The organism is Atlantibacter hermannii (genome assembly GCF_009907385.1).
GTDB lineage: Bacteria > Pseudomonadota > Gammaproteobacteria > Enterobacterales > Enterobacteriaceae > Atlantibacter > Atlantibacter hermannii_A.
Genome location: NZ_JAAATR010000031.1, coordinates 1 through 21,983 on the forward strand (window position 1 = coordinate 1; position 21,983 = coordinate 21,983).

The window sequence follows — 21,983 nt, forward strand, 5'->3', positions numbered from 1 at the left end:
TGTTCCCCGCGCCAGCGGGGATAAACCGCGGTCGGCGACCACGATGTCGTAGAATATCCAGTGTTCCCCGCGCCAGCGGGGATAAACCGCCCTGTACTCCAACCCGGCGTATCGCGGTGATGTGTTCCCCGCGCCAGCGGGGATAAACCGTTGTAGCTTGCCTTTAACAGGTCCGGCACCTGGTGTTCCCCGCGCCAGCGGGGATAAACCGCAATCCTTTTCCGGCGAGCTTCTTCCTCTCTCGTGTTCCCCGCGCCAGCGGGGATAAACCATCGTCGAGAATGCCTTCCGGCAGTTCGTCCTCTTGTTCCCCGCGCCAGCGGGGATAAACCGCAACGTCAATCTTGGCTTGTTGCAGTTCCGCCGTGTTCCCCGCGCCAGCGGGGATAAACCGCAATATCCATTTTTGTAGCGTCGTAACCCATCGTGTTCCCCGCGCCAGCGGGGATAAACCGGTCGGCGCCGGCCTCGGCCAGCGTTACCCCCGGTGTTCCCCGCGCCAGCGGGGATAAACCGCAGGACTGTACTCGCTGGTATCCCGTGTTGGTGTGTTCCCCGCGCCAGCGGGGATAAACCGTCGCCGGCCCGGTCGATCGCAAACGCTCCGCCGTGTTCCCCGCGCCAGCGGGGATAAACCGCAGAGCTTTTCGTAAATCGGGAAGTCTTTCTCGTGTTCCCCGCGCCAGCGGGGATAAACCGTCGTCAGGCATCACGTCGGGCAGTTCGTCGCCGTGTTCCCCGCGCCAGCGGGGATAAACCGCAGTCGGGCCTCGAGACGCGCATCACTTTGCCGTGTTCCCCGCGCCAGCGGGGATAAACCGCAGCTGAGCGAAAACTCGTTCCTTTCTCCGACGTGTTCCCCGCGCCAGCGGGGATAAACCGCGATCTCGCCGCATCGCTACCGGCCTGGTAATGTGTTCCCCGCGCCAGCGGGGATAAACCGTTTCGCACCTGGTAAGTGATTATCAGCGGCTCGTATTCCCCGCGTAAACAGAGATAAACCGAGTAAAAGTATTATATGCCATGCCCGGAGAAGCCCTCTCACGCAGGCAGAGCTAAACTCAGCAGACACTCTGCTCACTTCGATCTTTCCGCCATGAAAATGACGCGGAATTGCTGTGAATACTTAGCTCGCATCCCATTTCATTCATCACTCTGATAGCAATTCTTTATTTATTCCTGCGAAGAGGTATAAACTCTTCAAACCTTCCATCCAAAGGAAGGTTTCGGAGGACACAATGAACATAAGTGATGTCGCAAAAAAAACCGGTTTAACCAGTAAAGCGATTCGTTTTTACGAAGAGAAAGGGTTGGTGACGCCGCCGCTGCGCAGTGAAAACGGCTACCGCAGCTACACCCAAAGTCATCTTGATGAACTGACCTTATTGCGCCAGGCGCGTCAGGTGGGTTTTAACCTGGAAGAGTGTAAAGAGCTGGTGCACTTGTTCAACGACCCCGGGCGTCGTAGCGCAGATGTGAAAGCGCGTACCCTGCAAAAGGTGGCGGAGATTGAAAAGCATATCGTCGAGCTTAACGATATGCGCGCGCAGTTATTGGCATTGGCGGAATCCTGCCCAGGTGACGACAGTGCCGATTGCCCTATCATGGATAATCTTTCTGGCTGCTGCCATCGCCGCGCGAAATCCCAGCCATAAAAAAACCTGCCCGACGCAGCGCGTGGGCAGGTTTTATCGACAACAATTTACTGAGAAGAAGGGCGAACCCGCAGCATAATCCCTTCAACGGCAATCACCTCAACGCGCGTTCCGGCAGGGATGTCCTCATGGGCCACCACTGGCCATGTGCCGTCACCCACTCGCATATGTCCGCGCCCGTTAACTAACGCAGTATCCAGCATAAAACGTTGACCGATAAGCTGCTGGCCGCGTTGGTTTAATACTGCATCGGCACGTGGCTGAGGTTTACGCGCCAGCCAGCGCGACCACAGCAACGCGGCAATGACCGTTAACACCGCGAAACAGAGCCCTTGCCACTCCCAGCCAAGCGGAAACAACCACACCAATAGCCCGGTGATCACTGCCGCCACGCCACTCCACAGTAAATAACCGCTTCCACCGAGCATTTCTGCGGCCAACAGCAGGCCGCCAAGGCTCAGCCAGAAGGTGTGAGGATACACCAGGAAAAAGGCCATCATGGGCGTTTACGCTCGCTGCTTTCTTTCAACAGTTCGCTAATGCCGGCAATTGAGCCCATCAGACTGGTGGCATCCAGCGGCATCAGCACCACTTTACTGTTATTGGCTGCGCCGATTTGCTGGAGCGCATCGGTGTATTTTTGCGCGACAAAGTAGTTCACCGCCTGAATATCCCCGGCGGCGATAGCCTCTGAAACCATTTTCGTTGCGCGGGCTTCTGCTTCCGCTGAACGTTCGCGCGCTTCAGCCTGCAAAAAAGCCGATTCACGTTCACCTTCGGCTTTGAGGATCTGCGATTGTTTATCGCCTTCAGCCTTGAGGATCTCCGCCTGACGTACGCCTTCCGCTTCCAGAATGTAGGCGCGCTTGGTACGTTCCGCTTTCATCTGCGCATTCATTGATGAGATCAATTCAGCCGGTGGACGGACATCGCGGATTTCAATACGCGTAACCTTAATCCCCCACGGATTGGTGGCTTCATCGACAATATGCAGCAAGCGCGTATTAATGCTGTCACGCTGGGAAAGCATCTCGTCGAGTTCCATGGAACCCAGAACGGTACGAATATTGGTCATCGTGAGGTTGATGATAGCGTGTTCAAGGTTACTCACTTCATACGCCGCTTTCGGCGCATCGATAACCTGAATAAAGCAGACCGCATCGATGGTAACGTTGGCGTTATCCTTGGAAATAACTTCCTGAGAAGGAATATCCAGTACCTGTTCCATCATATTGATTTTACGGCCAATACGGTCCATGAACGGCACCACCAGGCTTAGCCCTGGCTGGAGCGTTTTGGTATAGCGCCCGAAGCGCTCAACAGTCCATTGATATCCCTGAGGAACAATTTTTACGCCAGCACCCACAATCACGAGTGCAACGAAGATTAATACCGGGATCACAATAAGCATCAAAAAACCTCCTGTGTTTTGGTGCGAGTCTTGACGTCTTGCCACATGTCTGTGACAGGCGGCTAATGGTCATCATCCCCGCTTAAGATGAATAAAGCAACGAACAGAGGTGTAGGCCAGTGGGCCTGGGGAAGAGCAGAGAAAAAAAAGCCCCACGGGTAGGGGCGGACAAAATGCAAAAAAGCAAAGAGTAAAACTATGGATTAAGTGACAGGGTAGACTCTCTTAAAAGACTACTCTGTAAAGAGTCTTTTAAGAGTGCCAGAAAGCGAACATGCCAAAGACCGACAGGTGGCACGCAATAAAGGGATGTTCAGCTGTTCCGGCTCCTTATGCTGCACACTGTGGAAGGTTACAGTCGCACCACTTCACCAGAGTCAGGAAAAAACACCCCTCTCAATCAGCATCGACAGCAATGAGCGCGTCGATGATGAAACTCTACACTATGACATAATAAAGTAAAAGTTTATTTTTTTATAAAGTCACTTTAAAAGTCTTAGTAAAGTCATTGGCGCGCTATGAGTGATGTTGCTGCGGGAAGGTAAAAGTAAAGTCAGCTATATACTGCTCGCCAGCCTGGTTAATCGCTTGCGAAAGCGCCAGGTAATAGCGCTCCGGGCCTAGCTCGTCGATTTGCTTCAATTGTTCCCGGATCGGCGCGCAAAACAGCGCGACGTTGCCGGCTTCCACGCGTTTATTATTAGGAGGCAGTTCACCCGTAATGGCTTTAAACCAGGTGCGCACGGAGCCCTTAAGAGGGGTTGGCACTTTGGCGAGAGTGTCGTGGCCGGTCAATATTTGCAACGTGGGGAAGCGGTTGTTTTTCACGGCCTCCCCAAGACGTGCATAAAATTGGCTAAATATTTCCGGTGAGCCCAGATCGGCAATTTTAGGCTTAGTCGTGATGCGATTTCTGTTCCCCGCTTTGCGTACCGGGGCAGGCCCGGCAGAACCCTGCGTGGCGCTGTCCAGTTGCAGATCGAACAGCAGATTGCAGTGCTCGCGGCGCTCTTTCACATTGGGGAATTTCGCGATAAACGCGCTGATAAACTCTTTGGTTCCAAAGTTAGCCAGTTGATGGTTATTCAGCCACTGCCCGCGCGCAAAATCGTTGGGAGAAATAAACCAGGCTGGCGTCTCGGTAAAGCGTCTGGATTTACCTTTAGCGTCAAACTCAACAAATTCTGAGCCTTCGTTAAACGCAAAACGGCAGTTTCTGAAGCTGGTGATAGTCGTGTTGACAATCAATGCGTCATTAACAAATTTGACCACTTCAGGGCTAATGACAAAAGCAGTTTGTTCTTCAGAACGGATAACATTCATTAAAGCCTGTACGTCTGGTACTCCAGGCTTTAATGAGTGAAATTCGAGAAATAAATGGTGCATTTTTATGTCTTCCCGGGCATTTTTTAGCACAGCGTAGCAGATCAAAACGGTAACAACCAGTGAGGCAAAAGTCAGTCCTCAGAATGTTTTGAGCACAGAGAATTTCCCGCCGGCAAGACTTCGATAAAACAAAACAAAATGCCAGCCTGATGGCTGGCATTAATCTGCGCAGAGAAGGGAATGCAACAGGATTAATACAGCAGAGAATAAAGCTGACGACGATATTTAGACGCCAGCTGATCGCCGGTACCCAGCGCGGCCAGGATTTCCTGCAGCATTTTACGTACCTGACCGTCGCCCGCCCCGAGGTCTGATTTCAGATGGGACCATAGCAATTCAAGGGCTTCCTCATTACGCCCGACCTGATGCAGTTGCAGCGCCAGCTGGGCGGCAAGCTGCGCGTCCTGCGGATTTTGCGCTACCTGCTGCTGGAGCTGTTGGATCTCCGGCGTATCGGCGGCCTGGCGCAGTAAATCGATTTGCGCCATCAGCCCCTGATAGCGGGTGTCCTGATCCTGTAGCGGAATGGTTTTCAGCACCGCTTCGGCATCCTCGCTGCGCTGCAGCGCGATTTGGGTTTGCGCCAGCAGCAGGCCGATTTCGCTGTTCTGGCCGGAGAGCTGCCAGGCGTCCTTCAGTAGCGGCAGCGCTTCGGCATGTTTGCCTTCTTCAATCAGCGCCATCGCTTCCTGGGCTTTCAACTCTTCTTCGCGTGGCAGGACTTTATCGAGCAGGGCGCGAACCGCTTCTTCCGGCTGCGGGCCCTGGAAACCGTCAACCGGCTGGCCCTGCTGGAACAGATACACCGTCGGGATGGCGCGCAGGCCAAACTGCGCGGCGACGCGCTGTTCGGCATCGCAATCCACTTTGGCGAGAATAAACTGGCCGTGGTACTGATTTGCCAGCTTCTCCAGCATCGGCGTCAACTGCTCGCAGTGCTGGCTGCGCGGCGACCAGAAATAGAACAGCACCGGCGTGGTCATTGACTGCTCAATCACCTGATGCAGGTTCGATTCGTTGATATCAAAAATTGATTCCAGGGACATGTGTCACCCTCTTTTGTCGATTTGTTTTTTTACATGGGGGCAGAAGGCGGGGCTTCAACTCAGCCCTGCAAAATTTTGTCCATCACTCGCCCCGGCAACAGACGTTTTAACAGCCCGACGGCGTATGTCACCAGCGTCACCGGGTAACGCAGTTTAGGGTTTTCGCTCTCAAAAGCATGGCGCACTTTCGCGACCACCGCCTCCGGTCCCAGGGTAAACCGCGCGGCGATGCCGGGGTTTTCCACCGGTTTGTCGGACTGGGTTTGGTTAACGTTATCGGTAAAGCGGGTGCGGATCGGGCCGGGTTCGATCAGGCTCACTTTGATCCCGCTGTAGCGCAGTTCCATGCGCAGCGCGTCGGACCAGGCTTCCAGCGCATATTTGCTGGCGGCATAGGCCCCGCGACCCGGCGTAGAGATCAGCCCCATCACCGAACTGGTGTTAACAATGCGCCCTTCATTGTGCGGCAGCATGGCGGGCAGCAACAGCATGGTGAGCTGGTGCGCGCCGAAAAAGTTGGTGGAAAACTGTTGCTCCATCTGGGTACGGCTGATGGTGGTGAGCGGCCCGTAAACTCCGTAGCCACCATTATTGAAAATGCCGTACAGCCGGTTGCCGGTCAGGGCGATCACCTGCGCGGCGGCGGCCTCGACGCTCTGCGGATCGTCGAGATCGAGCAATACCCCGCTAAAGCCGAGCGCATTCATCTGTTCGACGTCAGCGGGTTTGCGGCAGGCGGCGAGCACCCGGTAGCCAAGACGCTGTAATTCATGGGCGCTGGCCAGGCCAATCCCGCTGGAACATCCTGTTATTAAGACTGATTTTTGCATAACTTTACCCGCTCATGCCCCCGATGGGTTATGAGTCGTGTTTAACTAAAGGAGCCAGTCGCGTTTCCATCCAGTCCGCGATAAACGGCTGTGCGTCACGATTGGGGTGAATACCGTCGTCCTGCATCCATTGCGGTTTGAGATACACCTCCTCCATAAAAAACGGCAGGAGCGGAATATCAAACTCTCTGGCAAGGTCAGGGTAGATGGCGCTGAACGCGTCATTGTAGCGGCGTCCGTAGTTGGCGGGCAGGCGAATCTGCATCAGCAGCGGTTCGGCATCCGCCGACTTCACCTGAGTGATAATCTGGCGCAGGGTGGATGCGATGGCATCCGGCTGGAAGCCGCGCAAACCGTCGTTGCCGCCCAGCTCCACCAGTACCCAGCGCGGCTGATGCTGTTTTAGCAGCGTCGGCAGCCGTGACAGGCCCTGCGCGGCGGTGTCGCCGCTGATGCTGGCGTTAACGACGTTAACGTCGCGCGACTGCCACTTGTCATTCAGCAGCGCGGGCCAGGCGGCGTTGGCCGACATCCGGTAGCCGGCGCTCAGGCTATCGCCCAAAATTAATAACGTGTCCGCTGCGGCGGCGCGAAATGTCATTAAAGCCAGTAACAGGAAAGGCCAATGCCAGCGGAAAACATTATTGAAGTTCATCATCTTAAGAAGTCCGTCGGTCAGGGGGAACACCAGCTTTCCATCCTTACCGGAGTTGAGCTGGTTGTCAAACCGGCCCAGACCATCGCGCTGATTGGCGAGTCGGGCTCAGGTAAATCCACGCTGCTGGCAATCCTGGCGGGTCTTGACGATGGCAGCAGCGGCGAAGTGCACCTGCTGGGCCAGCCGCTGCACCGTATGGACGAAGAGGCGCGCGCCCGGCTGCGCGCCAGCCAGGTAGGGTTTGTATTCCAGTCGTTTATGTTAATCCCCACGCTTAACGCGCTGGAAAACGTCGAGCTTCCGGCGCTGTTGCGCGGCGAGAATGACAAAACCGGGCGCGAGCAGGCTAAAGCGCTGCTCGAACAGCTTGGCCTCGGCAAGCGCCTCGACCATCTTCCGGCGCAGCTCTCCGGTGGCGAGCAGCAGCGCGTGGCGCTGGCCCGCGCCTTTAACGGCCGCCCGACGGTGCTGTTTGCCGATGAACCTACAGGCAACCTCGACAGACACACCGGCGATCGCATTGCTGATTTGCTGTTTTCCCTGAACCGCGATTACGCCACTACCCTGATTCTGGTGACTCACGATGAACAGCTGGCGGCGCGCTGCGACCGGCGGCTGCGGCTGTGTGACGGCCAGCTCGTGGAGGAAGCATGATTGCGCGTTGGTTCTGGCGCGAATGGCGCTCGCCGTCGCTGCTGATCGTCTGGCTGGCGTTGAGCCTGGCGGTGGCCTGCGTACTGGCGCTTGGCAATATCAGCGACCGCATGGAAAAAGGCCTGAGCCAGCAAAGCCGGGAGTTTATGGCCGGGGACCGCGCGCTGCGCAGCGCCCGCGCGGTGGATCCCGCCTGGCTTGCCGAAGCTGAAAAGGACGGGCTGCGGGTCAGCCGCCAGCTCAGCTTCGCCACCATGACCTTTGCGGGCGATACGCCGCAGCTGGCGGACGTCAAAGCGGTGGACGGCCTGTACCCGATGTATGGCGATCTGCAAACCGAGCCGCCAGGCTTAAAGCCCGAGCCGGGCAGCGTGCTGCTGGCTCCGCGTCTGATGGCGCTTCTGAACGTAAAACCGGGCGACACGCTCGATGTCGGCGACGCCACGTTGACCATCGCCGGTACGGTGGTTCAGGAGCCGGACAGCGGATTTAATCCGTTCCAGATGGCGCCGCGCCTGATGATGAACCTGGCGGATGTGGAGAAAACCGGCGCGGTCCAGCCGGGCAGCCGCATCACCTGGCGCTATAAATTCGCCGGTCAGCCAGCCCGGATTGCGCAGTACGAGTCCTGGCTGTTGCCGAAGCTTAAGCCGGAACATCGCTGGACCGGTATGGAGCAGGACGAAGGCGCGCTGGGCAAATCGCTACAGCGTTCCCAGCAGTTTTTATTGCTCTCGGCTTTACTGACGCTGCTGCTGGCGGTGGGCGCGGTGGCGGTGGCGATGGGCCACTATTGCCGTAGCCGCTACGATCGGGTCGCGATCCTGAAAACCCTCGGGGCAGGGCGGGCGCAATTGCGTAAGCTGATTATCGGACAGTGGCTGATGGTGCTGGCGCTCAGCGCGATAACGGGCGGCGTGGTAGGGCTGGCGTTTGAGAAAGTGCTGATGCATCTGCTCAAACCGGTACTGCCAGCGGCACTTCCTGCCGCCAGCCTGTGGCCGTGGCTCTGGGCGGTGGGCGCGATGGTGGTGATCTCGCTGCTGGTCGGCCTGCGGCCTTACCGGCTGCTGCTGGCAACCCAGCCGCTGCGCGTGCTGCGCCGCGATGTGGTCGCCGATGTCTGGCCGCTGAAATACTATTTGCCCGCCATTGTGATCGTGGTTGTGGCGCTGCTGGCCTGGCTGATGGGCGGTAAAATGCTGCTCTGGGCGGTGCTGGCGGGTACGGTGGTGATGGCGGCGCTCTGCGCGCTGGTTGGCTGGGCATTGTTGCAGGTTTTAAAACGCCTGACGTTACGCCAGCTGCCGGTTCGTCTGGCGGTGAATCGCCTGCTGCGCCAGCCCTGGGCGACGCTCAGCCAACTGGCGGCGTTTTCCCTGTCGTTTATGCTGCTGGCCCTGCTGCTGGTGCTGCGCGGCGATCTGCTGGATCGCTGGCAGCAGCAACTGCCGCCGGAAAGCCCGAACTACTTCCTGCTCAACATCGCGCCGGAACAGGTCAGTGAAGTGAAGGGGTTCCTGGCGGAGCACCAGATTATCCCGGAATCGTTCTACCCCATCGTGCGGGCGCGGTTAACGCAGATTAAAGGCGAGCCGACGATCAGTAGCCAGGATGAATCCCTCAACCGCGAACTGAATCTCACCTGGCAGGACCATCGTCCGTCCCATAATCCAATTGTTGCCGGAAGCTGGCCGCCGAAAGCGGGTGAAGTGTCAATGGAAGAGGAGCTGGCGAAGCGGCTCAACGTTAAGCTCGGGGATACGCTGACCTTTACCGGCGATACCCAGGACTTCAGCGCTAACGTCACCAGCCTGCGCCATGTGGACTGGGAAAGCCTGCGCCCGAACTTTTTCTTTATCTTCCCGCCCGGCGCGCTGGACGGGCAGCCGCAAAGCTGGCTGACCAGCTTCCGCGCTAACGGGGACACCGGGATGATCGCGCAGCTTAACCGCGAATTCCCGACGGTCAGCCTGCTGGATATCGGCGCGATTTTGCGTCAGGTCGGCCAGGTGCTCCAGCAGGTTAGCCGGGCGCTGGAGGTGATGGTGGTACTGGTGACCGCCTGCGGCATCCTGCTGCTGCTGGCGCAGGTGCAGGTGGGGATGCGCCAGCGTCATCAGGAACTGGTGGTGTATCGAACCCTGGGGGCGGAAAAGCGCCTGCTGCGCACCACGCTGTGGTGCGAGTTCGCTATGCTGGGGCTGGTGTCCGGGTTAGTGGCGGCCATTGGCGCGGAAACCGCGCTGGGCTTCCTGCAAACCCGGGTATTTGACTTCCCCTGGGAACCCGACTGGCGGCTGTGGGTGGTGCTGCCGGTGTGCGGCGCGCTGCTGCTGTCCGCCTGCGGCGGCTGGCTGGGGGTGCGCCTGCTGAAGGGTAAAGCGCTGTTCCGCCAGTTTACCGCGCAATAACGCCGCCGCGCCTGTCGTCAAGCCAGGCCGCCACGCTGTGATAATCGCCGCGAAAGCAAACTTTCGCGGCTTTTTTTTCCAGCTGATAGCGATACATCGGATCGTAGTAGCTCTCCAGCAACGGCAGCAGCCACGCGAAATGGCCGTCAGTGGCGCCGCTGCGCTGTTGTTCTTCCAACGCAATACGCAGGCGCGCTGCGAACAGCGTGTAACGTTCCAGACCAAGCCGACGGCGGATGGCGTACAGGCCGTGATGGAGGTAGTCGCCATAGGCCCGCCAGCCCTGTTCTTCACCGTACGCGGCGCAATAGGCCTGTTGCATATCGATAAAGTATTCGCTGCGCAACCGCGCCAGACGGCGATCCATCGGCTCCTCCACCACGGCGACTGGCGCAAGGTTCATCTGCTCACGCAGCCGCAGCGGCAAATGATTAGCGCCAATCATCTGTCCTTCATCCTCCAGCAGCCAGAAGGCGTGGCGATGATGTTCCCAGGTTAAGTGGTTACGTAACAGCGTCGCGGCCAGTGCGTTCTCAAAACTGGCCTGGGAAAGCTGCGGCGAGAGGGTACGGCCAAATGACGATCCGCGATGATGCGCCAGGCCTTCCAGGTCGACGCCCAGCGGTTGCGCCTTTACCAGATCGGTTTTGCCGCTGCCGGTAAAGCCGCCGATCAGCATCATTGGCAGCGACGACAGGGTGTCTGTTGCCTCAATCGCCGCCTGGCGCAGCTGCTTATAGCCGCCTTCCACCCGTGGATATTCCACGCCAGCTTCGCGTAGCCATTGCTGGGTAATTTTACTGCGTAGCCCCCCGCGCGCGCAGCATAAATAGCCGTTCGGATAGCGCAAGCAGGCTTCCCGCCAGGCTTCAATACGCGCGTGACGCGTATCGCCAGCCACTAATTGATGACCTAACGCCAGCGCTGCCTGCTGGCCCTGCTGCTTATAGCAGGTGCCTACCGCCGCGCGCTCGGCGTCATTCATCAGCGGGAGGTTGATAGCGCCGGGCACGGCGCCCTGGCTAAACTCCACCGGCGCGCGGACGTCGATAATCGGAATATCGTGAGCAAGCAGCATCCGCCAGTCGCGGGTGTCGACGCGAGTAGTTACAACATACTTCATGCCAGAGCCTTTTCAGTGCGAAAACCCGGGCATTGTACCCCTGGGATAACAAGGTGAGTAAGCGCTATATGCGGCAGGAAAAGGCAGGGCGTCTGGCGACGCCCTGATTCGGATTATACAGCGGAGATTAACGCAATTTTACCTGCGCCCAGGCGATGCCGCTGGCGTATTCCGGCGGCAACAGCGGGACCAGCGCTTCCAGCGAGGCGTCCAGCCTGCCGGTGTCGGTATCTGACAAATTCAGATGCCCAACCTTGCGCCCTGGCCGTACTTCTTTGTCATACCAGTGCAGATGCACCAGCGGCAGTTGCAGCCAGGCGTCATTCAGATCGCTGCCGATCAGGTTCACCATCACGGAGGTGCTGGTAATGACCGGCTGCGGCATCGGCAGATTAAGGATCGCTCGCAGGTGCAGTTCGAACTGACTGATGGACGCGCCGTTCTGCGTCCAGTGGCCGCTGTTGTGTACGCGCGGGGCCAGTTCGTTAATCAGCAATCCGCCGGGGGTGATAAAACATTCCATTGCCATAACGCCGACGTAGCCCAGCTCGTGCATGATCGCGCCGAGCATGTTTTCAGCCTGCTGCTGTTGTTCGATATGGCTGTGCGGGAACGCCACGCTGGTACGCAGGATGCCGTCCTGATGCAGGTTGTGAGTCAGCGGATAAAATACCGTCTCGCCGTTGTGGCCGCGCGCGCCGACCAGTGAAACCTCACCGGAAAAGTTAATGCCCTGTTCGACGATGCATTCGCCGTAGCATTCCTGCGGCAGCTGCGCGGTGTCATCGGCGCGCAAACGCCACTGGCCGCGTCCGTCATAGCCGCCGGTGCGGCGTTTGACGATCGCCAGCTCGCCGAGCGTATCAAAAACCGCAGGCCATTCGCTTTCGCTGGACAACAGTTGCCACGGCGCGGTGGGTAAATCGAGTTTGTCGAACAGCTGCTTTTGGGTCAGTCGATCGGCAATAATGGGGAACACATCGCGGTTCACAAATGCCGGGTGACGCGCCAGTTCGCGGGTTAACGCGGTTTCCGGCCAGCGCTCGATTTCCGCGGTGATCACGCTTTGCTGAAACGGCACGGCCTCCGGCTCGGCATCCAGCCCCACCGGCCACACCGCAATGCCCAGCGGCTCGCCGGCCTGGCGCAGCATGCGGCCTAACTGACCGTTACCCAACACGCACACTTGTTTCATGCCGCACCCCGTGGGTCAGGGTTATCCAGCACCTCATCGGTTTGCGCTGTGCGCCATGCCGCCAGACGCGCCAACAGCGCATCGTCATGCTGGGCGAGGATCTGCGCCGCCAGCAGTGCGGCGTTTGCTGCACCCGCTTTGCCGATCGCCAGCGTCCCTACCGGAATGCCGCGCGGCATTTGCACGATAGAGTAGAGGCTGTCCACGCCGCTCAGGGCCGCGCTTTGCACCGGCACGCCTAATACCGGCACCAGGGTTTTCGCGGCGATCATGCCCGGCAGATGCGCGGCACCGCCTGCGCCAGCAATAATCACCTGATAACCGTTGTGCTGCGCGGATTCAGCAAAGCTGAACAGCTTATCGGGCGTGCGGTGAGCGGAAACCACTTCAACATGGTGAGGAACATCGAGGGCATCAAGAATTTCAGCGGCATGCTGCATGGTGGCCCAGTCGCTTTTAGACCCCATCACAATGGCGATACGCGCCGGATTTTGGCTTAAAGACATGCGTCTTAAAACTCCTGTGAGTGTGCGAAAACAAGGTGCTTGTCGTTCAGAAGGGCTCAAAGAATAACATGGATATCCGGCAAGGAAAACGGTTGCGTCGGCATGAACGCTGGGTTTTACGTTCAGTATTTTTGCCAATGCTCAGCAGGGTTGTGCATCAGTTGCCATTTATCGCGCAGGCCAAAGCAGGCCGACTTATCACTGTCCGGGCGCAGGAAAGGAAAGGGAATGGCTGCCCTCGCTTTCAGCCGGTTTATCGTTAACATGCACAATACTTCTATACAGCAACAGAACTAATGCCTATATAAAATTAATTACATCGTCTGCGAATTAATAGTTGATGAAGCGGATACTTTTTTATTTAGCATATAGAAATAATAACTTAATAAATTTCATTTTATAAAATACGCCGCTCCGGTGGGCCGGAGCGGCGGGAAGTGATTATTTTTTCTTATAAATATTCGCCGTGCCATGAATCTTATTATCGGTATTCGCAGAAGTGATTACCACCACGTCTGCGCCTTTTTCCTCTGCTTTATCAAGAAGTTCTTTCTTAGCGTCAGCAGCGGAGAGCTCCCCGGACGTGGAGATGCTACCTAATTTCTCGTACTGGGATTCAACTTTCTGGAAGTCATTTTTTTCCATTATCTCAGCAGCAAAAGCGTTGGAAGCAAACAGAACGGCGGAGCCCAGCAGAAAAGCAGTCATCTTTTTCATAAATGAATTCCTTGCAGAATTGAAATGCTATCAACGGTAAACCCGCCTGAGTATGCGGGTATTAATAGCATGGTAGACAACTTCTGAAAAAACCATCTCCTGAAGTATGACTTTTTATCTCCGTTTAATTCGTATTAAACCTACGCCGTTATATCCCCGTCAAAACGGAAAAAATAACAGTTCGATATTCGCCTCGCTGACCTTAATCATCGAACCTTCATCATGCCATGCGCCGAGCACATAGCGACGGGCAGGATGATGCTCAATGTCGAGTTCATGGATCGCCGGGCGATGAGTATGCCCGTGGATCAGATGATGAACGTGGTGGCGGGTCATCACATCGATAACGGCCTGCGGATTGACGTCCATGATCGCCTCGGATTTGGTTTGGTTGGACGCTTTGCTGCCGGCGCGCATTCTTGCGGCGATACGCTGGCGAATAGACAGCGGCAGAGCAAGAAACAGCTTTTGCAGCCAGGGTTGATGCACTTTGGCGCGAAACCGCAGATAGCCGATATCGTCAGTACACAATGTGTCGCCGTGCATAATCAGAATACGTTTGCCGTACAGGGTGAGCACGTGCTCTTCAGGCAGCAGGCGCATACCGCTGCGGCGTGCAAAACGCTTACCGACCAGAAAATCACGATTGCCATGAATGAAATAGCAGGGAACACCGCTATCTACCAGCGTTTTTATCGCGCTGGCGATTTTTGCGTGCAGCGGATTGGGATCGTCATCGCCGATCCAGGCTTCAAACAGGTCGCCAAGAATGTACAACGCGTCCGCTGAGCGCGCTTCACCCGCCAACAAACGCAGAAAACCGGCGGTAATCGCCGGTTCTTCAGTACTTAAATGGAGATCTGCGATAAACAGCGTCGCCACAGATTACTCGCTGACGGTCACGCGCTCGATGATGACGTCTTCTTTTGGAACGTCCTGATGCATGCCGCTGCGGCCAGTCGCTACCGCTTTGATTTTATCGACCACGTCCATGCCTTCAGAGACTTCAGCAAACACGCAATAACCCCAGCCCTGCAGGCTTTCACCGCTGAAGTTCAGGAAGTCGTTATCCACCACGTTGATAAAGAACTGTGCGGTAGCGGAGTGCGGTGCCTGGGTACGCGCCATAGCGAGAGTGCCACGGGTGTTTTTCAGGCCGTTGTTCGCTTCGTTCTGAATAGGATCTTTGGTCGGTTTCTGGTGCATACCGGGTTCAAAACCGCCACCCTGAACCATAAACCCGTTGATTACACGGTGGAAAATGGTGTTGTCGTAGAAACCTTCGCGGCAATAGTCCAGGAAGTTTTTAACCGTTGCCGGGGCTTTATCATCAAAAGTTTTGATTACGATATCGCCGTGATTGGTATGAAAAGTAACCATGCTTGCATCCTGTTCTGTTTAATGGGTGCTGTAACCTGCTGTTCAGGCCACACCGAGGAGGTTGTTATAGCATAACTCACCGGGAACGATCACCTTGCAAAGTGTGCTCCTTCCGGTTTGAATTTTGGGTTAATATACTTTTTTACCTGTAACCACACACTGACACGGAATCGCCTGATGTTAAAAATCTTCAATACTCTTAGCCGCCAGAAAGAGGAATTTAAACCAATACATGCCGGGGAAGTCGGGATGTACGTGTGTGGTATCACGGTTTACGACCTCTGTCATATTGGCCACGGGCGTACCTTTGTAGCGTTTGACGTGGTAGCGCGTTATCTGCGTTTCTTAGGCTACAAGCTAAAGTACGTACGGAACATCACCGATATTGATGACAAAATCATCAAGCGCGCCAACGAGAACGGCGAGAGCTTTACCGCGCTGGTGGATCGTATGATCGGCGAAATGCATAAGGATTTCGATGCGCTGAATATTTTGCGCCCGGATAACGAGCCGCGCGCGACTCAGCATATCCATGAAATCATCGAAATTGTTGAACGACTGATCGCCCGCGATCATGCTTATGTCGCCTCCAACGGCGATGTGATGTTTGCAGTGGAAACCGACGCCGATTACGGCCTGCTGTCGCGCCAGGATCTGGACCAGCTCCAGGCGGGCGCGCGTGTTGAAGTGGCGGATGTAAAACGCAACCCAATGGATTTCGTGCTGTGGAAAATGTCCAAGCCGGGTGAGCCGAGCTGGCCGTCTCCGTGGGGTGAAGGGCGTCCGGGCTGGCATATCGAATGTTCCGCCATGAACTGCAAACAGCTGGGTAGCCACTTTGATATTCACGGTGGCGGATCTGATTTGATGTTCCCGCATCATGAAAACGAAATCGCCCAGTCCACCTGCGCCCATGACGGCGAATACGTGAACTACTGGATGCATTCCGGCATGGTGATGGTCGACCGCGAAAAGATGTCTAAATCGCTGGGCAACTTCTTTACCGTGCGCGACGTGCTGAAATTCTACGATCCGGAAACCATCCGCTACTTCCTGATGTCGGGTCACTATCGCAGCCAACTGAACTACAGCGAAGAAAACCTGAAGCAGGCGCGTTCCGCGCTGGAACGTTTGTACACCGCGCTGCGCGGCACCGACGTTAATGCTCAGGCAGTTGGCGGCGAAGCCTTTGAAGCCCGTTTTGTCGACGCGATGGACGACGATTTCAACACGCCGGAAGCCTATTCGGTGCTGTTTGATATGGCGCGTGAAGTTAACCGCCTGAAGTCTGTTGATGCGGCGGCAGCCGACCAGATGGCGGCGCATCTGCGTAAGCTTTCTGGCGTGCTGGGCCTGCTGGAGCAGGACCCGGAGCAGTTCCTGCAAAGCGGTGCGCAGGCGGATGACGGCGAAGTCGCGGAAATTGACGCGCTGATCCAGCAGCGTCTGGATGCCCGTAAAGCCAAAGACTGGGCGGCGGCGGATGCAGCCCGCGACCGGCTGAACGAGATGGGCATTGTGCTGGAAGACGGGCCGCAGGGCACCACCTGGCGCAGGAAGTAATCCACTCATCAAGCGGCGTAAGCCGCTTTTTTTTGCCCGTGTTTTATCGGCCCCGCAAGCGCCAGACCAACACAGCCGCCAGCACGCCCGGCAGCCACACCCAAAACAATCCAGAAACGAGCGCCCGATACCTCTCCGGGGCTGGTATTTTCGCAGGGCTACCACGAGCGGGAGTTATCTGAAACCTGACGGATCAAGGGGCTGAGACGAAGCGCAGACGTGGCGTTTGATCACATTTTTAAACTTTTTTATCTTTCTTAAAATCAGTCAGTTAGTAAGGAATCCCGGTTATCGACTTGCGATGTGTGTACAGACTGCCAGTCTTAAAACAGTCATTTAACGCAGCATTACAGCATAAACAGGAGGTTGCATGGCACGTTTTCAGCAGAAAGTGGTGGTGATCACGGGCGCGGGGTCCGGTATTGGCGAGGGGGCGGCGAAACGCTTTGCCCGTGAGGGGGCCAGCGTCGTGCTGGTAGGGCGCACGCCGGAAAAACTGGAAAAAGTGGCCGCTAAGTTACCGCAGGGCAAACATCTGGTCGTGCCTTGCGACGTCTCGAAAGCCGATGAGGTTGAAAACCTGGCGCAGCGCGTGATGGATGAATATGGTCGCGTGGATGTGCTGGTCAATAACGCGGGCGTGATTGTGCAGGGCCGCATTCATGAAATGACGTTGAATGACTGGGAAACCCTGATGGGCACCGACCTGAACGGCGTGTTTTACTGTACCCACTATTTCATGCCGGAATTGCTGAAAACCAAAGGCAATGTCGTGAATATTTCTTCTGTTTCCGGCCTGGGTGGCGACTGGGGGATGAGCGTATATAACGCCGCGAAGGGCGCGATCACTAACTTTACCCGCGCACTGGCGATGGATTACGGCGCTGACGGCGTGCGTGTTAATGCCATTTGCCCTGGATTTACCTTTACCGAATTAACTGAGGATATGAAGCAGAATGAGCCGCTGCTGCAAAAATTTTATGAGCGCATTCCGCTTAAACGCGCCGGAGAGCCGGAAGATATTGCCGATGCTATCGCGTTTATCGCCAGTGATGATGCCCGCTACATTACTGGCGTCAATCTGCCGGTCGACGGCGGCCTGACGGCCTCGAACGGGCAGCCGCCGCAGGCGTAACGCATCAGGCGGAACCGCGAACAACCAGCTGGCCGGACAGCGTAATCCGCTGGACCGGTAAATCGGCGGTTTTTAGCTTGCGAAGCAATAACTGCGCCGCCTGCCGCCCGGTCTCTTCACTGGCGGAAGAGACATAGGTGAACGACGGCGTAGTTAAATTAATCATCAAATCTTCAAAGCCGATCAACGACACCTGTTGGGTAAGAAACACATCTTTACCCACGGTACGCCCTACCTGGTTGATGGCGTCTATACAGCCGATAATGGCGTTGGGTGAATGGCACAGCAGGGCAGTGATTTTGTTATTGCTTTCCAGCAGCTCTCGTACCACGGCGCTGGCGGCCTGAGTATCCTCCCGGCAGGCAGGAGTAAAGTCTTCGCGGGGCAATAACCCATATTGCGTGAGCGCGGACCGGTAGCCGGAAAGCCGTTCATGACGAATTAAACAGCGCGCATCGCCGCCAATATAAGCAATGCTACGATGGCCGCGTTCAATCAGATAACGCGTGGCAAGGCTGCCGGCCTGACGATTGTCGCGCATGACCAGATCCCGCTCGCAGCGGAGGGGCGATTGTGACACCACCACCATTGGCAAGGGACTTTCACCGATTGCCGTGGGCACACTGTCGGTTTTTGATTCCGCGTCTAAATAAATCACGCCAGCAACGCCCTGGCGGGTAAACGCCAGCAGGCACTGTTCGAGGCGCTCAATATTGCCCTGCGGCTGAGCCAGCACCACCATAAAGCCTTGCTGTTCCAGTTCGTGGACAATGCTCGACGTCACGCGAACCGCGAAGGGATCGTTAAAGTCATGAAGAATAAGGCCGATGAGATTAGAGGTACTGGCGCGGAGATTCGCGGCGGCCATGTTATGGACATAGCCCAGTTCGTCAATGGCGGCCTGCACCTTTTCGATGGTAGCCTGAGATATTTTCCCTTTCTGGCGTAACACCAGTGAGACGGTAGAAACTGAAACCTCTGCCCGCTTTGCCACATCAATAATGCTGACCTTTTTCATCGCTCTCCTGATAAGTCCTTTTTTCTGCGGGATAACAACGCCTCCCGTAACATACAGGAGGCGTAGCAGAAAATCGCGATCACTTACCAATCATAGTGGAAATGGTTTGAGCGATAAATTGCGCCCGCGCGCCAAATATCACCTGTACGCCGCTGTCCCCGACAAAGACCACACCGCGGGCGCCCACGCTGTTTAGACCATCGCGATCGACCAGCGACGCCTTATCCACTTCCAGGCGCAGGCGGGTAATGCATGAACCGACGCTGTCGATATTTTCCGGGCCGCCCAGCAGGTTAATGATATCGGTCGCCAGTTCGGCATCGGTTTTGTCATCGGCATTCACTGCTATTTCCGCGCGGCCCGGCGTTTTCACATCAAAGCGACGGATCACATAGCGGAAAGTGAAGTAATAAATCAGACCCATCGGTACACCGACGATGACGGCATTCAGGAAATTAGTCTGATAGCCGTTAAACGACGGCAAAATTCCAAATGAGATGTAATCGATGAGTCCAGCCGAGAACGATTTGGCGATATGAGCATGCAGCAAATACATGCACATATAGGACAAGCCGGCCATCACTGCGTTAAACACGTACAGGATCGGGGCCACAAATATAAAGGTGAACTCAACAGGCTCGGTAATGCCGGTTAAAAAGCAGGTTAAAGCCGCAGAGAACAGGATCCCGGAGGCGATTTTTTTATTTTTGGTATTGGCTTCGTGATACATGGCAAGACAGGCGGCGGGCAGCGCGAACAGCATCAGCGGGAATTCGCCCTGCATAAACTTGCCTGCGTTATGGTAGGTATCGCTACTGAAGCTTTTCACGCCTTCTTCCAGCATCTTAAACCAGATTGTCTGGTCACCGTGGATCACCTGGCCGGTGGCGGTAGTGTAGTCGCCAAACGAATACCAGAACGACGGATACCAGATATGGTGTAAGCCGAGTGGGATCAGCGCACGCTCGACCAGGCCAAAAATAAAGGTTGATGCGGCCTGATTATCGCCGTTCACCACTAATGACAGCGCATCAATGCCCGCCTGAATATGCTGCCAGATGTAAGGTAAAACGAGGCCCAGCAGAAAAGAGATAAACGCCGTAGCAATGGCGACAAAACGTTTACCCGAGAAGAAACCTAAAAACTCCGGCAATTGCATATTATGGAAGCGGTTATAGCACCACGCGGCAAGAATGCCGCAAATCAGGCCGCCGAAAACGCCCATTTGCAACGTGGGGATGCCCACGACCATAGCGTATTTACCGCCGCTGGACGCCATCTCTGGCGTAATGCCCAGTACAGTGCCGATGGTAATATTGGTAATAAACACCGAAACCGCTGCCGATAGCGCGGCGATCCCGGACTCTGATGCTAACCCCACCGCAGAACCAATCGCGAACAGCACAGGAAGATTGTCGAAGATGACGCCTCCGGCATTCATCATTAACGGCAAATGGAATTTATCACCAAACGCCAACAGCAAACCTGCCGCAGGCAACAGTGAAATAGGCAGCATTAACGCGCGGCCTATCATGGATAGCTTTGAAAGCGATTTAACCAACCCTGACATCAGACTCATGCTGATTTCCCCCGAAGTAGACCAGGCTTATGCCCTGTTTTTGGTAAGTAGAACGTTTTAGTAGAACGTTCTACTTATGCTGTGACAACTGCGTCATCTACCGCAACAAATATTTAACGGCCAGTCAGAGGAAATAATGATTCTTTGAAGTTGGTCGCAGATTGACCTTCAGGAGGGGGAGCAAGCGAAAATGACCTACGGCCTTCTGAACCGTAGGTCTGAACACTACGCCGTTACGGTAACGCTTTGTCCGTCAAAGGTCACCGTCTGGCCAGCGACAATCTTGCAGCGCTTGCGGGTTTCAACTGCGCCGTCCACTTTTACCATGCCTTCGCCAATTGCGATTTTTGCCTGGGCGCCGCTTTCGCTCCAGCCTTCTAATTTCAGCAAGTCACACAGTTCTACATAAGGATGTTTACCCAGAGAAAAAGTCGCCATCTCAGGCCTCCTCTACGTCGTGATATTCTTCACACGCCTGAAGCGTATTCTGAATCAGGGTGGCCACAGTCATCGGTCCTACGCCGCCCGGCACCGGGGTGATATAAGACGCGCGCGCGGCAGCTTCTTCAAAATTAACATCGCCGACAACTTTGCCATTTTCGAGCCGGTTGATGCCCACATCAATGACAATCGCGCCTTCTTTAATCCACTCGCCCGGGATAAAGCCGGGTTTACCGACCGCAACGATCAGCAGATCGGCGTTTTCAACGTGCTGGCGTAAGTTTTTGGTGAAGCGGTGAGTAACGGTTGTGGTGCAACCGGAGAGCAGCAGTTCCATGCTCATAGGTCGGCCGACAATATTGGAAGCGCCGATGACCACCGCGTTAAGCCCGTAAAGATCGATATTATAGCGCTCAAGTAGCGTCACGATGCCGCGCGGGGTACAGGGACGCAGACGCGGAGCACGCTGGCACAAACGGCCCACGTTGTAAGGATGGAACCCGTCGACGTCTTTATCAGGCGCGATACGCTCCAGTACTTTCACGTTATCGATGCCCGCAGGCAGCGGTAACTGGACCAGAATACCGTCGATAGTCTTGTCGGCATTTAACTTATCGATAAGCGCCAGCAGTTCGGCTTCGGTGGTGGTTTCCGGCAGATCGAATGAGCGAGAAAGGAATCCAACTTCTTCACACGCTTTGCGCTTGCTGCCGACATAAATTTGCGAGGCGGGGTTCTGGCCAACCAACACCACCGCAAGCCCTGGCGCACGTTTTCCGGCATCCAGGCGCGCTTTTACTTTTTGCGCGACCTCAAGCCGTACCTGCTGCGCAATCGTTTTACCGTCAATAATCTTTGCTGCCATCAGAGAGAGGATTCCATCTGTAGTCTAAAAGGAGAGGGGATGCTGATATTTTGTCAGAAGCGCGGCGTGCTGTCAGTCACCAATAGCGGTTTATGCTTAAAAGGCAGGCAGACAGCGGAAAAGCCATTGACTCGCAAGGCTCTCACCGTATAATTCCACGCGTTTCGCAGCGCCTTGTTTTTTATTACAGGATGCCTGCCTAAATGCCTTTCAGGCGCCCTTAGCTCAGTCGGATAGAGCAACGGCCTTCTAAGCCGTGGGTCGCAGGTTCGAATCCTGCAGGGCGCGCCAAAGGCTTCAACAATACCGCATTTTTTCGACTCAATGTCCCCCCGGCCGTCTCAGGGTTATTGCCCGCTTTCATTTATTAGCATTTGCCGATTTCCTGCCGCTTTGCAGGGCTATAT

Annotated in this window: 21 protein-coding genes, 1 tRNA gene and 1 CRISPR repeat array; of the genes, 6 read left to right on the plus strand and 16 right to left on the minus strand. The window is 55.8% G+C overall.

What is annotated here, in order from left to right; translation table 11 throughout:
- Nucleotides 1-60: 60 nt before the first annotated feature.
- A CRISPR array of direct repeats spans nt 61-943; the repeat unit is 29 nt; unit sequence GTGTTCCCCGCGCCAGCGGGGATAAACCG.
- A 295-nt stretch (nt 944-1,238) separates the two neighbouring features.
- Nucleotides 1,239-1,655 carry a Cu(I)-responsive transcriptional regulator gene (gene cueR / locus GV764_RS08970; protein WP_161659847.1) on the plus strand — a complete coding sequence of 139 codons (417 nt, stop codon included), beginning with the start codon at nt 1,239-1,241 and terminating at the stop codon, nt 1,653-1,655.
- 47 nt (nt 1,656-1,702) lie between these two features.
- On the opposite strand, the gene GV764_RS08975 is transcribed toward cueR, so the two are convergent.
- The 6 genes from GV764_RS08975 to tesA form a co-directional block, all read right to left on the minus strand.
- Entirely contained in the window at nt 1,703-2,155 is a 453-nt protein-coding gene (locus GV764_RS08975) for an NfeD family protein (protein WP_161659848.1), read from the minus strand.
- Nucleotides 2,152-3,066 (minus strand): SPFH domain-containing protein, encoded by a 915-nt coding sequence (locus GV764_RS08980; RefSeq protein WP_161659849.1) that lies wholly within the window; start codon nt 3,064-3,066, stop codon nt 2,152-2,154. Before GV764_RS08980 ends, GV764_RS08975 begins: the two co-directional genes overlap by 4 nt.
- Before the next feature lie 516 nt (nt 3,067-3,582).
- On the minus strand, nt 3,583-4,389 hold the full coding sequence (locus tag GV764_RS08985; protein ID WP_328515161.1) for a hypothetical protein: 807 nt from the start codon (nt 4,387-4,389) through the stop codon (nt 3,583-3,585).
- A gap of 254 nt (nt 4,390-4,643) precedes the next feature.
- Complete coding sequence (locus GV764_RS08990; protein ID WP_161659851.1) at nt 4,644-5,498, minus strand: co-chaperone YbbN; 855 nt, start codon at nt 5,496-5,498, stop codon at nt 4,644-4,646.
- A gap of 59 nt (nt 5,499-5,557) precedes the next feature.
- Nucleotides 5,558-6,328, minus strand: a complete 771-nt coding sequence (locus GV764_RS08995) for an SDR family oxidoreductase (protein WP_161659852.1) — start codon at nt 6,326-6,328, stop codon at nt 5,558-5,560.
- Between the two features lie 28 nt (nt 6,329-6,356).
- The gene (gene tesA / locus GV764_RS09000) at nt 6,357-6,986 is read right to left on the minus strand and encodes a multifunctional acyl-CoA thioesterase I/protease I/lysophospholipase L1 (protein ID WP_161659853.1); all 630 of its coding nucleotides are present in this window, start codon (nt 6,984-6,986) and stop codon (nt 6,357-6,359) included.
- Between tesA and ybbA the strand changes: the two genes are divergently transcribed.
- A complete protein-coding gene (gene ybbA / locus GV764_RS09005) occupies nt 6,954-7,640 on the plus strand; it encodes a putative ABC transporter ATP-binding protein YbbA (RefSeq protein ID WP_161659854.1) in 687 nt (228 codons plus the stop codon). The genes tesA and ybbA overlap by 33 nt on opposite strands.
- On the plus strand, nt 7,637-10,054 hold the full coding sequence (ybbP, locus tag GV764_RS09010) for a putative ABC transporter permease subunit YbbP (RefSeq protein WP_161659855.1): 2,418 nt from the start codon (nt 7,637-7,639) through the stop codon (nt 10,052-10,054). Before ybbA ends, ybbP begins: the two co-directional genes overlap by 4 nt.
- Here ybbP and mnmH read toward each other — a convergent pair.
- The 6 genes from mnmH to ppiB all read right to left on the minus strand — a co-directional run bounded on the left by mnmH (nt 10,041) and on the right by ppiB (nt 14,975).
- Nucleotides 10,041-11,177, minus strand: a complete 1,137-nt coding sequence (gene mnmH, locus GV764_RS09015; protein ID WP_161659856.1) for a tRNA 2-selenouridine(34) synthase MnmH — start codon at nt 11,175-11,177, stop codon at nt 10,041-10,043. The genes ybbP and mnmH overlap by 14 nt on opposite strands.
- Nucleotides 11,178-11,304: 127 nt before the next feature.
- Nucleotides 11,305-12,372, minus strand: coding sequence for a 5-(carboxyamino)imidazole ribonucleotide synthase (gene purK / locus GV764_RS09020; RefSeq protein ID WP_161659857.1), 1,068 nt, complete (start codon nt 12,370-12,372; stop codon nt 11,305-11,307).
- The gene (gene purE / locus GV764_RS09025; RefSeq protein WP_161659858.1) at nt 12,369-12,878 is read right to left on the minus strand and encodes a 5-(carboxyamino)imidazole ribonucleotide mutase; all 510 of its coding nucleotides are present in this window, start codon (nt 12,876-12,878) and stop codon (nt 12,369-12,371) included. Before purE ends, purK begins: the two co-directional genes overlap by 4 nt.
- 441 nt (nt 12,879-13,319) lie before the next feature.
- Nucleotides 13,320-13,595, minus strand: a complete 276-nt coding sequence (yahO, locus tag GV764_RS09030; RefSeq protein ID WP_161659859.1) for a DUF1471 family periplasmic protein YahO — start codon at nt 13,593-13,595, stop codon at nt 13,320-13,322.
- Between the two features lie 159 nt (nt 13,596-13,754).
- Nucleotides 13,755-14,477, minus strand: a complete 723-nt coding sequence (lpxH, locus tag GV764_RS09035) for a UDP-2,3-diacylglucosamine diphosphatase (RefSeq protein ID WP_161659860.1) — start codon at nt 14,475-14,477, stop codon at nt 13,755-13,757.
- 3 nt (nt 14,478-14,480) lie between these two features.
- Entirely contained in the window at nt 14,481-14,975 is a 495-nt protein-coding gene (ppiB, locus tag GV764_RS09040) for a peptidylprolyl isomerase B (protein WP_125293909.1), read from the minus strand.
- A gap of 177 nt (nt 14,976-15,152) precedes the next feature.
- Between ppiB and cysS the strand changes: the two genes are divergently transcribed.
- A complete protein-coding gene (gene cysS, locus GV764_RS09045) occupies nt 15,153-16,538 on the plus strand; it encodes a cysteine--tRNA ligase (RefSeq protein ID WP_161659861.1) in 1,386 nt (461 codons plus the stop codon).
- Nucleotides 16,539-16,908: 370 nt separating this feature from the next.
- A complete protein-coding gene (budC, locus tag GV764_RS09050) occupies nt 16,909-17,673 on the plus strand; it encodes a meso-2,3-butanediol dehydrogenase (RefSeq protein ID WP_161659862.1) in 765 nt (254 codons plus the stop codon).
- Nucleotides 17,674-17,677: 4 nt separating this feature from the next.
- On the opposite strand, the gene malI is transcribed toward budC, so the two are convergent.
- From malI to folD, 4 genes are all read right to left on the minus strand, one after another.
- Nucleotides 17,678-18,691 carry a Mal regulon transcriptional regulator MalI gene (gene malI, locus GV764_RS09055; protein WP_161659863.1) on the minus strand — a complete coding sequence of 338 codons (1,014 nt, stop codon included), beginning with the start codon at nt 18,689-18,691 and terminating at the stop codon, nt 17,678-17,680.
- Nucleotides 18,692-18,770: 79 nt separating this feature from the next.
- Nucleotides 18,771-20,270, minus strand: a complete 1,500-nt coding sequence (locus GV764_RS09060) for a PTS transporter subunit EIIC (RefSeq protein ID WP_161659864.1) — start codon at nt 20,268-20,270, stop codon at nt 18,771-18,773.
- Nucleotides 20,271-20,495: 225 nt separating this feature from the next.
- Nucleotides 20,496-20,708: a ribosome-associated protein YbcJ gene (gene ybcJ / locus GV764_RS09065; RefSeq protein WP_161659865.1), complete on the minus strand. Its 213-nt coding sequence runs from the start codon at nt 20,706-20,708 to the stop codon at nt 20,496-20,498.
- A gap of 1 nt (nt 20,709) precedes the next feature.
- Complete coding sequence (folD, locus tag GV764_RS09070; protein WP_161659866.1) at nt 20,710-21,576, minus strand: bifunctional methylenetetrahydrofolate dehydrogenase/methenyltetrahydrofolate cyclohydrolase FolD; 867 nt, start codon at nt 21,574-21,576, stop codon at nt 20,710-20,712.
- Nucleotides 21,577-21,790: 214 nt separating this feature from the next.
- Between folD and GV764_RS09075 the strand changes: the two genes are divergently transcribed.
- A tRNA-Arg gene (locus tag GV764_RS09075) sits at nt 21,791-21,867 on the plus strand.
- Nucleotides 21,868-21,983: the final 116 nt, after the last annotated feature.